The organism is Mesorhizobium neociceri, assembly GCF_013520985.1.
Taxonomy (GTDB): Bacteria; Pseudomonadota; Alphaproteobacteria; order Rhizobiales; family Rhizobiaceae; genus Mesorhizobium; species Mesorhizobium neociceri.
This window is the reverse complement of record NZ_JACDTY010000024.1, coordinates 1-13,398: the sequence shown is the minus strand read 5'-3', so window position 1 is coordinate 13,398 and position 13,398 is coordinate 1. Positions and strand designations below refer to the sequence as shown.

The window sequence follows — 13,398 nt, the reverse complement described above, 5'->3', positions numbered from 1 at the left end:
GCATGGTTGATGGTTCGTTAACGAAGCCACGCATAGAGTCGGGCTTCAATGTCTGAAAACGCGAAATCAGGAACGGGCTTCCGGCACGCGCGCTGCGGCATCGCTGCGGCAGTGGTTTTGCTGTCGCTCGGGCTTGCGCGGGCCGAAAACACGCTCGACGTGGCGCCGGACCCGGACCAGAGCCGCGCTGAATATGAGAAAGTTTCGGCCGAGATCACTTTGTCGTCCGAACGGCTGGCCAAGCTTGCCGCGGATATAGCGGCGGTCAAGAAGGACCATGCCTCGATCACCGCGGCGTTGATCCAGTCGGCGATGACCGAGCAGAAGCTCGGCCAGGATATCGAGGATATCGGCGCCAGGCTCGAAGGGCTGAAGGCCGAGGAACAGAAGATCCGCGTCTCGCTGGCAGCGCGGCGCGACGTTCTGGCCGAGGTGCTGGGCGCGTTGCAGCGCATGGGGCTCAATCCACCGCCGGCGATCCTGGTCAAGCCGGAAGACGCGCTGTCATCGGTGCGCAGCGCTATTCTGCTCGGCGCCGTGGTGCCGGAACTGCGTCAACAGACCGAAAAATTGCTGGCCGACCTTAGGGAACAGTCGCGGGTAACGGCCTCGATCGAGGCCGAGCGGACCCGGCTGACGGCGGCGGTCGGCGAGCAGACTGCGGAAAAGAAACGCCTCACCATGCTGCTCGAAGCCAAGCAGAAGCTTGAGGCGGACACCTGGACCGCGATGGCGGCGGAAAAGCAGCGATCCCAGGCGCTTGCGGCCAAGGCCGGCAGCCTGAAGGAGCTGATTGCCTCGCTCGAGGCCGACAAGAGCCGCAAGGCGGCGGATGCTGCGAAAGCTGGCGAGCAGAAGGCGGCTGACGCAGACAAGACCGACGCCGATACAACCGCGTCGACGGAACTGGCGTCACTGCCGGTGCCGGAAGGCAATCGTCTCACCGCGGCGGCGCCGTTTTCGGCGCTTCAGGGCCAGGTCGCGCTGCCCGTCACCGGCAAGATCAAGCGCCGTTTCGGGGCCGATGACGGTAACGGCGCGGTGATGCTTGGCGACATGGTTGCGACACAATCGGGAGCCATCGTCACGGCTCCGGCGGACGGAAATGTGCTTTATGCGGGGCCTTTTCGCTCCTATGGTCAACTCTTGATCCTCAATGCGGGAGACGGCTATCATGTCGTCCTGGCAGGGATGAGCAGAATCAGCGTCGCGTCTGGCCAGTCGGTGCTCGCAGGAGAGCCGGTCGGCGCGATGGGAGAGGCCCGGGTAGCAAGCACCTCGGCCTCGAAGAATGAAAATGCCACGCCGGAACTCTATGTCGAGTTCCGCAAGGATGGAAAACCCGTCGATCCGACCCCATGGTGGGCGGACCGCTTCTCTGGAAGGACGTGAAATGATGCGGAAACTGTCGCTTCTTATTGCAGGTGCGCTGATGGGCGCGTCAGCGATGAGCCTGGTCTATGGCGCGCCCGGCTCGACGGCGAACGCTGCAGGCTCCGAAACCTACAAGCAACTGGCGATCTTCGGCGATATCTTCGAGCGCGTGCGGGCGCAGTATGTGACGCCGCCGGACGACAAGTCGCTGGTGGAAAACGCCATCAACGGCATGTTGGCCTCGCTCGACCCGCACTCGTCCTACATGAATGCGGAGCAGGCGCAGGACATGCGCGTGCAGACCAAAGGTGAGTTCGGCGGCCTCGGCATCGAGGTCACCATGGAGAACGACCTGGTCAAGGTGATCACGCCGATCGACGACACCCCGGCCGCCAAGGCAGGTGTGCTGGCCGGCGACTATATCGCCAAGATCGACGGCCAAGAGGTTCGCGGCCTGACGCTCAACGACGCGGTCGAAAAGATGCGCGGCCTGGTCAACACCCCGATCAAGCTCACCATCCTGCGCCAGGGCGCCGACAAGCCGATCGAGCTGACGGTCGTGCGCGACATCATCAAGGTCAAGGCGGTCAAGTTCCGGGTCGAGAATGACATCGGTTACATGAAGATCACCTCCTTCACCGAAAAGACCTATGACGACCTCGAGAATGCCATCGACACCATCAAGAAGCAGGTGCCGAACGACAAGCTCAAGGGCTATGTGCTCGATCTGCGCCTCAACCCGGGCGGCCTGCTCGACCAGGCGGTGAGCGTGTCCGACGCCTTCCTCGACCGTGGCGAGATTGTCTCGACACGCGGCCGCGACCCGAAGGATGTCACCCGCTTCGACGCCAAGGCGGGCGACGACATCGGCGCCAAGCCGCTGATCGTGCTGGTCAATGGCGGTTCGGCCAGTGCTTCGGAAATCGTTGCCGGCGCGCTGCAGGACCTGCGCCGCGCCACCGTGGTTGGCACGCAGTCCTTCGGCAAGGGCTCGGTGCAGACCATCATCCCGCTCGGCGAGAACGGCGCGCTGCGCCTGACGACGGCGCTCTATTACACGCCGTCCGGCAAGTCGATCCAGGGCAAGGGCATCACGCCCGACATCAAGGTCGACCAGCCGCTGCCGCCCGAACTGCAGGGCAAGGACCTGACGCGGGGCGAATCGGACCTCAAGGGCCACATCAAGGGTGCCGACGAGAGCGATACCGGTTCGGGCTCGGCTGCCTATGTGCCGCCGGATCCGAAGGACGATCTGCAGCTTATCTATGCAGAACAGCTGCTGCGTGGCCAGAAGACCGATCCGGCGTTCCCGCCGAATCCGGAGAAGGCCGTGCTCAACCAGTAAAGTCGACCGGCGGCTCTGGCTGCCTGATCGAAGCAATGCAATGCTGCCGGGACCGCGAGGTTCCGGCAGTTTGATTCGGGGAAGCGGCTGGAGCGCCGCCCTCAAAAGGGCGCCGAGGGGGCGCCGTCTGTTGTTGATCTGCGCATGGCGAAAAGGATTCGCTGATCGTGCGCCCGGGGATGCGGCTTGGCTGACATCGGCAAGGACATCGAACGCCCGCTCGGACAGACCGCCCGGCCGCGCCCTGCGTCGCGCGGGTTGAGCGCCCGTGCTGTCGCGACGACACTGGTCGTGCTGGCCGCGGTCGGCATCTCCGGCGCGATCGCGCTGCGCGAAAAGCCGTTCCGCAAGCCCGAACAGGCGGTGGTTTCGACGCCGAAGGTGACAGCGGCGGCCGAGCCTGCCGCGGCGGCACCAACTGCCGCGCCCGTGGCGCCAAAGGCGGAAACGCCGCCCAAGGCCAGTGGGCCGCAGATCATCCATGTGCAGACCCAGGAGGGCGATGGTCCACCCAATGCAGCCATCGTCATCCATGACCCGTCGACGATCGGCCAGAATCTGAAGATCGCGCATATCCCCGACAAGGCCCTGATCGAGGCCAGCGACACCGGCCCGCTGCCGGTCCGCGGCGCCGACGGCCGGCGGCCGTTCGATGTCTATGCCAGGCCATGGTCGGGCTCGCGCGGCGCCCGCGTGGCGATCGTCATTGGAGGGCTTGCCGTGTCGCAGACCGGCACGCAGGCGGCGATCGCCAAGCTGCCGGCGGAAGTGACCCTGGCCTTTGCGCCGCAAGGCAACAGCATCGGACGCTGGATGCAGGCGGCGCGGCAGAGCGGGCATGAAGTCGTCATGCAGGTGCCGCTCGAACCGTTCGACTATCCCAACGTCAATCCCGGCCGCAACACGCTGACGGTGGCGGCGAGCCCGGATGAGAATCTGAAGAATTTGCGCTGGGCGCTGTCGCGGACCACCAACTATACCGGCGTCATGAACTATATGGGTGCGCGCTTTTCGGCCGACGCGACGGCGATGGAACCGTTCATGGCCGAGCTCGGCAAGCGCGGCCTTGCCTATATCGACGACGGCTCGTCCGCGCGGAGCCTGGCGCCCGACCTTGCCTTGAAGGACGGCGTGCCGTTCGTCGCCGGCGATATGGCGATCGACGCCGTGCAGGACCGTGGCGCCATCCTGAAAAAGCTCGACGCGCTGGAAGCCACCGCGCGCGCCAAAGGCTCCGCCGTCGGCATCGGCTCGGCCTTCGATCTCACCGTCGACACTGTTACCTCCTGGATCGTGGAGGCGAAAAAGCGCGGCATCGAAATCGTGCCGATCTCGGCAGTGGCCATCGACCCGCAAAAGAATTAGCGCTATCTGCCGGACCGACGCGAACTTTCGAAACGGCTGGACCTGACAGATGGCTAAAAAGATCGATCCAGAGACACTGCCTTACCGGCCCTGCGTCGGTCTGATGATCCTCAATGGCGACGGGCTGGTCTGGGTCGGGCATCGCATCGCCGAGCCGGATAGCGAATTTGCCGGCACCACGCAGCTCTGGCAGATGCCGCAAGGCGGTATCGACAAGGGCGAGGAGCCGCTGCAGGCGGCCGGGCGCGAGCTCTATGAGGAGACCGGCATGCGCTCGGTCACGCTGCTGGCCGAAGCGCCGCACTGGATCAACTACGACCTGCCGGCGGATCTGGTCGGGATCGCCTTCAAGGGGCGCTATCGCGGCCAGACGCAGAAATGGTTCGCCTACCGCTTTCACGGCGAGGCCAGCGAAATCCAGATCAATCCGCCGCCCGGCGGCCATACGGCCGAATTCGATGAATGGGCCTGGCGACCGATGCGGGACCTGCCCGATCTGATCGTGCCGTTCAAGCGCAAGGTCTATGAGGATGTGGTGGCGGCGTTCCGCCACTTAGCGTAGGCCCCGCAAGGGCTGGGCTGTTGCGGCGTCCATGATCTGTCCTTACTGATAGGGTTTGTTTGGTGCTCTGGTCAGGAGCCGGGATGAGCAGCGCCCTGGGGAAGTCATCGCGTTCAGAGCCGGAAACCGGCTCGCAGCCGATCAGCGAAGCGGCGGCCGGCGCGATCCTGACCATCGATCTCGGCGCTGTCAGAGAGAATTACCGACGGCTGAAGGCGAAGCTCGGCGGCGTGCGCTGCGCCGGCGTCGTCAAGGCCGACGGCTACGGGCTCGGCGCTGCGCAAGTCGCGGCGGCATTGGTTGCCGAGGGCTGCGATATCTTCTTTGTCGCGCATCTCGCCGAGGGTGTCGCGCTGCGCGACGCAATTGGGTCGCGACCGGAGATCCATGTGCTGAACGGCCTGCCGCCGGGCTCCGAGCTGGAAGCGGTTGCGGCGGATCTTGTGCCCGTCATCAACAGCGCCGGGCAACTGAAGGCGTGGAGCGAGGCGGGCCAAACGGCCGGCCGCAAGCTCAAGGCGGCCATCCAGGTCGATAGCGGTATGTCGCGGCTGGGCATGGCGCCGTCAGAGGTCGAAGCCCTTGCGGGCGATGCTTTCGCCGGCGTCGATGTCGCCCTCGTCATGAGCCACCTGGCGCGTGCCGACGAACCGGGCAATCCAGCCAATGCCGCACAGCTCAGCGAATTCGAACGGCTGCGCGCCATGCTGCCCAAGGCGCCGGCGTCGCTCGACAATTCCTCCGGCATCTTTCTGGGCTTGCCCTATCGTTTCGATCTCGCCCGCCCGGGCGCCGCGCTCTATGGCATCAACCCAACGCCAGGAGAGGCGAACCCGATGCTGCCGGTGGTGCGGCTCGAGGCAAAGATCATCCAGACGCGCAGCATCGATAAGGGGGCCGGCGTCGGCTACGGCCATGCGTTTCTGGCCAGCGGTCCCTTGCGCGCGGCGACGATCTCGCTCGGCTATGCCGACGGCTGGCACCGGCGCGCCGCGTCCGCCGCCTGGTTCGACGGCGTGCGGCTGCCCTTTGTCGGGCGGGTGTCGATGGATTCGATCATCCTCGACATCTCGGCGCTGCCGGCAGGCCGACTGCGCGAAGGCGACCTTGTCGAACTGCTGGGTCCCTCGCAGAGCGTCGATGACGCAGCCGGCCATGCCGGCACCATCGGTTATGAAATCCTGACCAGCCTCGGCCCCCGCTTCCATCGCCGCTATGTCGGCGGATAGGACGAGACGCGCCCCCTTGGCGGACGCCGCAAAATCCGGCAGACAGGAGGCGGCGGCCTTCTGACAGATGTCGTCGTGGAGAGTGATGCGATGAAGATCTTCGTGTTGGGCGGCGGCGTGATCGGGGTCACCACCGCCTACTATCTTGCCGAGGCCGGCCACGAGGTCACGGTTTTCGACCGCCAGAAAGGGCCGGCGCTGGAAACCAGCTTCGCCAATGCCGGCGAGGTCTCGCCGGGCTATGCGTCGCCCTGGGCCGGTCCCGGCATTCCGCTGAAGGCAATCAAATGGCTGCTGATGAAGCATGGTCCGCTGGTGGTGCGCCCGGCCTTCGATCCGCATATGTGGACGTGGCTGCTCAAGATGCTGCGCAACTGCACGGCGGATCGCTACGCCATCAACAAGGCGCGCATGGTGCCGCTCGCCGAATACAGCCGCGACACGCTGAAGGCGCTGCGGGAGGCGACCGGCATCGCCTATGACGAACGGACCAAAGGCACGCTGCAGCTGTTTCGCACGCAAAAGCAGCTCGACGGCACCGGTGGCGACGTCGAGGTGCTGAAGAAATACGGCGTGCCCTACGAGTTGCTCGATCCCGATGGCTGCATTGGGGCCGAGCCGGCACTGGCGGGCGTGCGGGAAAAGTTTGTCGGCGGGCTGAGATTGCCCGGCGACGAAACCGGCGACTGCAAGATGTTCACCGACAGATTGGCCGAGCTCTGCGTGGCGCGCGGCGTCACGTTCGAATACGGCACGCAGATCAGGCGCTTTACCAAGAACCGCAATCGCATCGTCAGCGTCGGCACCGACCAGCGCTCGCGCGCGGCCGACGCCTATGTGCTGGCACTGGGCAGCTATTCGGCGCGCTTCATGCGACTGCTCAGGCGTCCGATCCCGGTCTATCCGGTCAAGGGCTATTCGATCACCGTGCCGATCAAGGATGCCGCGGCAGCACCGGAATCGACGGTGATGGACGAAACCTACAAGGTGGCGATCACCCGGCTCGGCGACCGCATCCGCGTCGGCGGCACGGCGGAGATTTCCGGCTTCGATCTCAGGCTGCACGAATCGCGCCGGCGCACGCTCGAACATTCGGTCGGCGACCTGTTCCCTGACGGCGGCGACCTCAAGGCGGCGTCGTTCTGGTGCGGCTTGCGGCCGATGACGCCGGACGGGCCGCCGCTGATCGGCCGCACCGAGTTCTCCAACCTCTATCTCAACACCGGGCACGGCACGCTTGGCTGGACCATGGCCTGCGGCTCGGCCAAGGTGCTGTCCGATATCATCTCCAGCAAAGTGCCGGATATCGATGTGCGGGAGCTGGGACCGGAGCGGTATTTGAGGTAGGAAGCTAGAACGCCTCCTTCACCCAGCCCTTCGAGAAAGCCACCGATAGGCCCACGGTATCGTCACCTTGGTCGAGACCGGGTTCGAATGGGCGACATAGTCGTCATAGACCGGCTGCATCCTGGCGTAGAAGGCGGGGTCGAGCACCATCATGCCGTTCTCCAGGTCGTGGAAGAAGCTGCGGTTGTTGAGGTTGACCGACGAGATCGTCACCAGCCTTTCGTCGATCATCATGATCTTGGAATGCAGCACGACATCGGGCGCCTTGAATTCGCGGATGTTGATGCGGTCGCCATATTTCTCGACGAACAGCTTGTTGAGGGCGGTCAGCAACCTGCCGCCAATGTCGCCCTTGAGGTCGATGCGGCCGACTATGTCGATCCTGACGCCGCGCGCCAGCGCCCGCTCGATGGCAAGGCTGAGCTTCGGCGTCAGATTGAGATAGGGATTGACGATCTCGATATGATGCTCTGCGGTGTCGATCAGTTCGACGAAATAGGTCTCCAGCGCATGGTTGTCCTCATAGGGCACGGAGATGAAATGGCGCACCGTGCCTGGCGGGCGCCGGCCGTCGGAGCGCACCGGAATGGAGAAGGGCCTGATGATGTTGGTGTCGGCGTCGCGCAGCCACAATGTCGAGAGATGCGCGGCCAACATCTCGACCGTGGCCGGGTCGGCGAACTCGATGTCGAAATCGCTCCAGTTCGAATAGTAGTTCAGCGAGAAGCCGTCGGTCTTGCCGTATTGCTCCAGGTTCGGATAGCGCGACAGGTCGATCGGCTTGTGGAACAGGAAGCCGTCATGGATGTTGCGGCCGCCGATGATGACGCGCGAGCGGGCGGGATCGTCGCCAAGCGTCGCCAGCATCTTGACGTGATGGGTCTTGTGCAGCTGAGACAGCTGCTCGTCGATCGGCGCGCCCTGGTCGGCCCGCCAGCGGTATTCCTGCAGTTCGACATTGGGGTAGTCGGCGGCCAGCCGGTGCAGCAGGGTGTCGTCCTTGTCGCGCTCCAGCACGTCGGTGACCATGATGCGCACCTTGGTGCCGAGGGCGGCGTGATGGCGGATCAGCCGTTCGAGGATGCGGCCGGAAAAGTCGGCCTTGAACTCCAGCGACGACAGGTAGATCAGCTTGAGTTTCGGCGCGTGCGAGAAGTCGAGCGGCAGTTCGGGATCGGCCTTGTCGAAGGCGCTGTCGGGCAGCGACGCACCGAGCAGCGCTTCGACCTTGGCGTTGAAGCCGTCGCGCGATTTGCGCAGCAGGCGTGGTTGGCCGAGCGGCAGCGAGCAGGTCTGCGAAAGCCAGCGGCCGGCGTAGAAGACGCGGTCAAGCTCTTCCAGCCCGGATGGATCGGGCACCGGACAGCGCTCGTAGCGGCTGTCGAGTGCTGCGATCGCCGGATACGCGACCTCTTCGCGCAGGATGGTGAGCTGCGTTCCCGCCGGGGCCAGGTTGGAGCTGAGCTTGAGATCGCAGCGATTCAGACTGTCACCGGGAAACAGGCTAGCGGTGGCGGCTTCTTCTCGCGACAGGTGAAAGCGAAATGGCGCGCCGGCGGTGATGGTGCGCGAGCTGCCACCGGCGCGGATCGCCAGCGTGCCGTCGCAGGCGCCCGACAGGTCGACCGGCTGCTGGCCCGACTGGCACAGCACGATTTCGACCGAGCGCGCCTGCAGGCCGGAAAAGCTGAACGTCTTTGGCGCGGAGGGGCGAGCGGCGGCGTCGATATAGAGTGTCTGCCGCGACACCCGCCACCGGCCGTCGAAATGGCCTTCGCCGGACTTGCCGCTCACCGCCGGCATCTGTTCCGCGCTAACCGGTTTTGCCAGCTGTTCCAGCGTCCGGTAGGTGGCCTGGAAATTGCTGTTGGCGATGGCGTGGCGGTCGTGGCCGAACGGACCGGTGCCGTTCGTCCTGTCCATGGCGCCGATTTGGTTGTAGGCGAGCAGCGCCAGAAACTGCCTTTCGTAATCGCTGGTGCCGGCGTCGCCGAAAAACGCGGCGGCCGCAGTCCGCGGCCCGGGCGTGGCGGCTGACAACGACGGCCGTTTGCAATCCGTCGCGTCGGGGAAGAAATCGCAGCTGTGTCTGAGCGGACCGGCGCAGGCGGCAAGGGCTGCGAGCGCCAGCCCGGCAAGGGCCAGGCGGAAGGCGCGGTTCATCCCGTCGCCCTGTTCATCGTCTTCAGCTCAGCCGGATCGCGCGGTGGCAGGAGGCCTTGCGGAAAGACCTTGCAGACGGGAAGCGCAAAAGTGGCGATCAAAAGCTCGGCCTCGCCGCGCATCTTTTTCGGCGCCGTCCTGTCGTCGCGGATCGCCTTCGCCGAGGCGACGAGAGCGCTGTCGCAGTCGCAATGGTTGCGGCGTGCGATGTAGCAGGCGTCGTGGATCTGGCAGGCACTGTCGAGCCGGTTGACCGGACGGGCCGAGAGGTCGCCGGTGCGGGTGCCGGGGCCGCAATAATTGCCGAAGACGAAAGGCGAGGGGCGGGCCATCGCGGTGCGGACCGGCTTTGGTAATTCGGCTTCCGGAACTTGGGTCCATGGATTGGCGCAGGCCGAAAGCCAGGCCAGCAGCAGGATGGCAAGAACGGCTCGCATTGTTATCCGCGTCAGCTTTCCGAAAAATGTGTCACCCCGGCGCTCCACCGTATCAGCGGCAAAATCCTGCACCTGATGCCACACGCATTGATTCCGGGGCAAGGGAAGGGGATTTTATGGCAGGGGAAAGGCGGCACTTACACGAACAGCCCGCGTTCGCGTTCCACCGCCTTGGTGATGAAGTTGGCGACGATCTGCACGCGGCGCAGGGGCCTGACCGATTCGTGATAGACCAGCCAGTAGGCGCGGCGGATCGGCGCCACGATGTCGACGGGGATCAGCTCGGGCATCGAGCGGGCGACGAAGGTGTGCAGGATGCCGATGCCGGCGCCTGAACGCACTGCTTCCGCCTGGCCAAGGGCTGAGGAAATGGCGAAGTTTGTGCGCCAGTCCGGGCTGAACTCGGCCGCATAGTCGAGCGATGGGCTGACGATGAGGTCCGGCACATAGCCGATCAATGTATGCTGGCTAAGGTCCGCTGATGTCCGCGGCAGGCCATGCGCCTCGACATAGCCGCGCGAGGCAAACAGGCCGAGCGTGTAGTCGACCAGCTTTCCCGCCACCAGCCTGCCTTCGCTCGGCCGTTCGACAGTGATGGCGATGTCGGCCTCGCGCCGCGACAGCGAGAAGGAACGCGGCACCGGCACCAGCTGGATGGTCAGTTCGCGGTGCAGCGCCGTCAGTGCGCCGAGGCGCGTGGCCAGGAATGCGACGCCGAACCCGTCGGGCGCGCCGATACGCACCGTGCCGGAAATATCGTCGCCTTCGCCCGACACGGTCGAGCGCGCGGCAATCATGTCGCTCTCCATGCGCTCGGCAATGTCGAGAAAGCGCTCACCGGCCGGCGTCAGCTCGCTGCCGGTGGTAAGCCGGCGAAACAGTTTTGTCCGCAGTGCATCCTCAAGTGCCGCGATGCGGCGCGAGACCGTGGCGTGGTTGAGCTCGAGGCGTTTGGCGGCGCCAAGAATCTGCCCGGCGCGGGCCACGGCGAGGAAGATGCGGACGTCATCCCAGTTCATGGGGGTGGTCCGGATGATGATGGTCAACGTTGCGTCCTGTGGCGCCCCCCTCTGTCCTGCCGCACATCTCCCCCACGAGGGGGGAGATTGGCAGCTCCGCTGACCGCTCTCCTGTAACAGCGGTTGCGATTGGCGAAAGCGGGGATGACCAAGCAATCTCCCCCCTCTTGGGGGAGTTGTCCGGCAGGACAGAGGGGGGCGCGAAGGAACTCAACCGGTGTCCTTAAGCAGATAATTCGTGACATCGCTATTTGCGGCAATTAATGCACACTCGACCACCGTTGTCTATTTCCTGCACAACGGTTGCGTTCTCCCTCGCGTTGCTTTCGCCCCCGCAAAGGCGTTCACTGCAGCATCACAAACTCAGGGAGAGAAACCATGATCGAATACGGTCATTTCATCGGCGGCAAGCATGTCGCCGGGACCAGCGGGCGCAAGCAGGACGTCATGCAGCCGATGGACGGCACGGTGCGCGGCACGGTGGCGCTGGCTTCGCCGGCGGAACTACGCGCGGCGGTTCTCAACGCCAAGGAAGCACAGATCAAATGGGCTGCGACCAACCCGCAGCGCCGCGTGCGCGTTTTGATGAAATTCCTCGAACTGGTCGCTCGCGACTATGACGAACTGGCCGACATACTGGCGCGCGAGCATGGCAAGACCATTGCCGACGCCAAGGGCGACATCCAGCGCGGCCTCGAAGTGGTCGAAGTCTGCATCGGCGCTCCGCACATGATGAAAGGCGAATTCACCGACGGCGCCGGCCCCGGCATCGACGTCTATTCGATGCGCCAGCCGCTCGGCGTCGTCGCCGGTATCACCCCGTTCAATTTCCCGGCAATGATCCCGCTGTGGAAGATCGCGCCGGCAATCGCTTGCGGCAACGCGTTCATCCTGAAGCCTTCGGAGCGTGACCCGGGCGTGCCGATGCGCATCGCCGAACTGTTCATCGAGGCCGGCCTGCCTGCCGGCATCCTCAACGTCGTCAATGGCGACAAGGATGTCGTCGACGCCATTCTCGACGATGCCGACATCAAGGCCATCGGCTTTGTCGGTTCGACGCCGATCGCGCATTACATCTATTCGCGCGGCACGGCCGCCGGCAAGCGCGTGCAGTGCTTCGGCGGCGCCAAGAACCACATGATCATCATGCCCGACGCCGACATGGACCAGACGGTCGATGCGCTGATCGGCGCCGGCTACGGCTCGGCCGGCGAGCGCTGCATGGCGATCTCGGTGGCGGTTCCGGTCGGCAACGACACCGCCAACCGGCTGATGGAAAAGCTGATCCCGCGGGTCGAAAGCCTCAAAGTCGGCCCGTCGACGGATTCGTCCGCCGATTTCGGCCCGCTGGTGACGGCGCAGGCGCTGGAGCGGGTCAAGGGCTATGTCGACATTGGCGTCAAGGAAGGCGCCAAGCTGGTCGTCGACGGCCGCGGCTTCAAGATGCAGGGCTACGAGGACGGCTACTATATGGGCGGCTGCCTGTTCGACAACGTCACCGCCGATATGCGGATCTACAAGGAAGAGATTTTTGGCCCGGTGCTTTCGGTGGTGCGCGCGCCGACCTATGAGAACGCCATCAAGTTCGCCAATGACCACGAAATGGGCAATGGCGTCGCCATCTTCACCCGCGACGGCGATGCCGCGCGTGACTTCGCTTCCCGTGTCCAGGTCGGCATGGTTGGCATCAACGTGCCGATCCCGGTGCCGATCGCCTACTACACCTTCGGCGGCTGGAAGGCGTCTTCCTTCGGCGACCTCAATCAGCATGGTCCGGACGCGTTCCGCTTCTACACCAAGACCAAGACAGTGACCTCGCGTTGGCCGTCCGGCATCAAGGACGGCGCCGAGTTCGTCATTCCGACGATGAACTAACCGAGTCTCGAAGGACCGACAATGAAAGGCCCGGCTCCAGCGCCGGGCCTTCCTTTTTGCGGAATGGGCATTCGCCAATCGCCGAGGGATGGAACCAAGAGGGGACCATCCGCCTTAGATTGTATTCCTGCCGAGTGCAGGCCAACCAAACAGCGCCGGTGGCAGCCGGGGTTCTCGTCTGGCGCGAGGAGGTGTCAGATGGCACGACATCTTGTGTCGACAATGTTCGGTGCGGCGATTGCGATCCTGGTCTCGGCAGTTCAAGCCGAAGCGGCCAGCCAATGCGCAGCTCGGACTGACATAATCAAGGCGCTCGGCGAGAAGTTCCGCGAAAGCGAAACAGCGCGCGGCCTGGTCAATCCGAGTGTCATTCTTGAGGTCTTCGTTTCCGAACAGGGCACCTGGACGATCCTTGCCACCGACACGCAAGGTCAGAGTTGCGTCATCATGGCGGGTGAAGGTTGGGACGGAGCGACGATGGTGGCCGCCTTGCCAGGCACCTGAGGCTTTTCCGAGGTCGTTGCGGCAGGCCAACCACGAACTGTCTTTCGGTATCCTAGAGCGGTTCACGACTTGATGGAATCGAAGGGGATTCCCGATTTGTCGGTTTTGTGATTCAAGATGCTGGCTGGAGTGGAGGCCAGCATCTGATGACCCGACCTCTTTCCAATGATCTTCGCGA

At 64.4% G+C, this 13,398-nt stretch carries 11 protein-coding genes; 8 read left to right on the top strand and 3 right to left on the bottom strand.

Features of this window, described 5'->3' with window-relative positions; all coding sequences use genetic code 11:
- Positions 1–48 precede the first annotated feature (48 nt).
- The 6 genes from H0241_RS30315 (at position 49) to H0241_RS30290 (ending at position 7,222) form a co-directional block, all read left to right on the top strand.
- Positions 49–1,392, top strand: a complete 1,344-nt coding sequence (locus tag H0241_RS30315) for a murein hydrolase activator EnvC family protein (RefSeq protein WP_181061440.1) — start codon at positions 49–51, stop codon at positions 1,390–1,392.
- A gap of 1 nt (position 1,393) precedes the next feature.
- Complete coding sequence (locus H0241_RS30310; protein ID WP_181061439.1) at positions 1,394–2,719, top strand: S41 family peptidase; 1,326 nt, start codon at positions 1,394–1,396, stop codon at positions 2,717–2,719.
- 186 nt (positions 2,720–2,905) lie between these two features.
- Positions 2,906–4,084 carry a divergent polysaccharide deacetylase family protein gene (locus tag H0241_RS30305; protein WP_181061438.1) on the top strand — a complete coding sequence of 393 codons (1,179 nt, stop codon included), beginning with the start codon at positions 2,906–2,908 and terminating at the stop codon, positions 4,082–4,084.
- A gap of 49 nt (positions 4,085–4,133) precedes the next feature.
- Positions 4,134–4,646 carry an RNA pyrophosphohydrolase gene (locus tag H0241_RS30300; protein ID WP_181061437.1) on the top strand — a complete coding sequence of 171 codons (513 nt, stop codon included), beginning with the start codon at positions 4,134–4,136 and terminating at the stop codon, positions 4,644–4,646.
- An 83-nt stretch (positions 4,647–4,729) separates the two neighbouring features.
- Positions 4,730–5,875, top strand: a complete 1,146-nt coding sequence (gene alr / locus H0241_RS30295) for an alanine racemase (RefSeq protein ID WP_181061436.1) — start codon at positions 4,730–4,732, stop codon at positions 5,873–5,875.
- Positions 5,876–5,965: 90 nt separating this feature from the next.
- Entirely contained in the window at positions 5,966–7,222 is a 1,257-nt protein-coding gene (locus tag H0241_RS30290; RefSeq protein ID WP_181061435.1) for a D-amino acid dehydrogenase, read from the top strand.
- Positions 7,223–7,240: 18 nt separating this feature from the next.
- On the opposite strand, the gene H0241_RS30285 is transcribed toward H0241_RS30290, so the two are convergent.
- The 3 genes from H0241_RS30285 to H0241_RS30275 all read right to left on the bottom strand — a co-directional run bounded on the left by H0241_RS30285 (position 7,241) and on the right by H0241_RS30275 (position 10,841).
- A complete protein-coding gene (locus H0241_RS30285; RefSeq protein ID WP_235984562.1) occupies positions 7,241–9,385 on the bottom strand; it encodes a phospholipase D-like domain-containing protein in 2,145 nt (714 codons plus the stop codon).
- Positions 9,382–9,822 (bottom strand): hypothetical protein, encoded by a 441-nt coding sequence (locus H0241_RS30280; protein WP_181061434.1) that lies wholly within the window; start codon positions 9,820–9,822, stop codon positions 9,382–9,384. The genes H0241_RS30285 and H0241_RS30280 overlap by 4 nt, the downstream gene beginning before the upstream one ends.
- A 137-nt stretch (positions 9,823–9,959) precedes the next feature.
- Complete coding sequence (locus tag H0241_RS30275; RefSeq protein WP_181061502.1) at positions 9,960–10,841, bottom strand: LysR family transcriptional regulator; 882 nt, start codon at positions 10,839–10,841, stop codon at positions 9,960–9,962.
- Positions 10,842–11,219: 378 nt separating this feature from the next.
- Here H0241_RS30275 and H0241_RS30270 point away from each other — a divergent pair, with 378 nt between their 5' ends.
- The gene (locus H0241_RS30270) at positions 11,220–12,716 is read left to right on the top strand and encodes a CoA-acylating methylmalonate-semialdehyde dehydrogenase (RefSeq protein ID WP_181061433.1); all 1,497 of its coding nucleotides are present in this window, start codon (positions 11,220–11,222) and stop codon (positions 12,714–12,716) included.
- Positions 12,717–12,914: 198 nt separating this feature from the next.
- Positions 12,915–13,220 (top strand): hypothetical protein, encoded by a 306-nt coding sequence (locus tag H0241_RS30265; RefSeq protein WP_181061432.1) that lies wholly within the window; start codon positions 12,915–12,917, stop codon positions 13,218–13,220.
- Positions 13,221–13,398: the final 178 nt, after the last annotated feature.

Bases quoted from the DNA above. Each gene is read 5' to 3' on its own strand.
- H0241_RS30315 (WP_181061440.1), top strand. From the start codon at position 49: ATGTCTGAAAACGCGAAATCAGGAACGGGCTTCCGGCACGCGCGCTGC.
- H0241_RS30310 (WP_181061439.1), top strand. From the start codon at position 1,394: ATGATGCGGAAACTGTCGCTTCTTATTGCAGGTGCGCTGATGGGCGCG.
- H0241_RS30300 (WP_181061437.1), top strand. From the start codon at position 4,134: ATGGCTAAAAAGATCGATCCAGAGACACTGCCTTACCGGCCCTGCGTC.
- alr (WP_181061436.1), top strand. From the start codon at position 4,730: ATGAGCAGCGCCCTGGGGAAGTCATCGCGTTCAGAGCCGGAAACCGGC.
- H0241_RS30290 (WP_181061435.1), top strand. From the start codon at position 5,966: ATGAAGATCTTCGTGTTGGGCGGCGGCGTGATCGGGGTCACCACCGCC.
- H0241_RS30285 (WP_235984562.1), bottom strand. From the start codon at position 9,385: ATGAACCGCGCCTTCCGCCTGGCCCTTGCCGGGCTGGCGCTCGCAGCC.
- H0241_RS30280 (WP_181061434.1), bottom strand. From the start codon at position 9,822: ATGCGAGCCGTTCTTGCCATCCTGCTGCTGGCCTGGCTTTCGGCCTGC.
- H0241_RS30275 (WP_181061502.1), bottom strand. From the start codon at position 10,841: ATGAACTGGGATGACGTCCGCATCTTCCTCGCCGTGGCCCGCGCCGGG.
- H0241_RS30270 (WP_181061433.1), top strand. From the start codon at position 11,220: ATGATCGAATACGGTCATTTCATCGGCGGCAAGCATGTCGCCGGGACC.
- H0241_RS30265 (WP_181061432.1), top strand. From the start codon at position 12,915: ATGGCACGACATCTTGTGTCGACAATGTTCGGTGCGGCGATTGCGATC.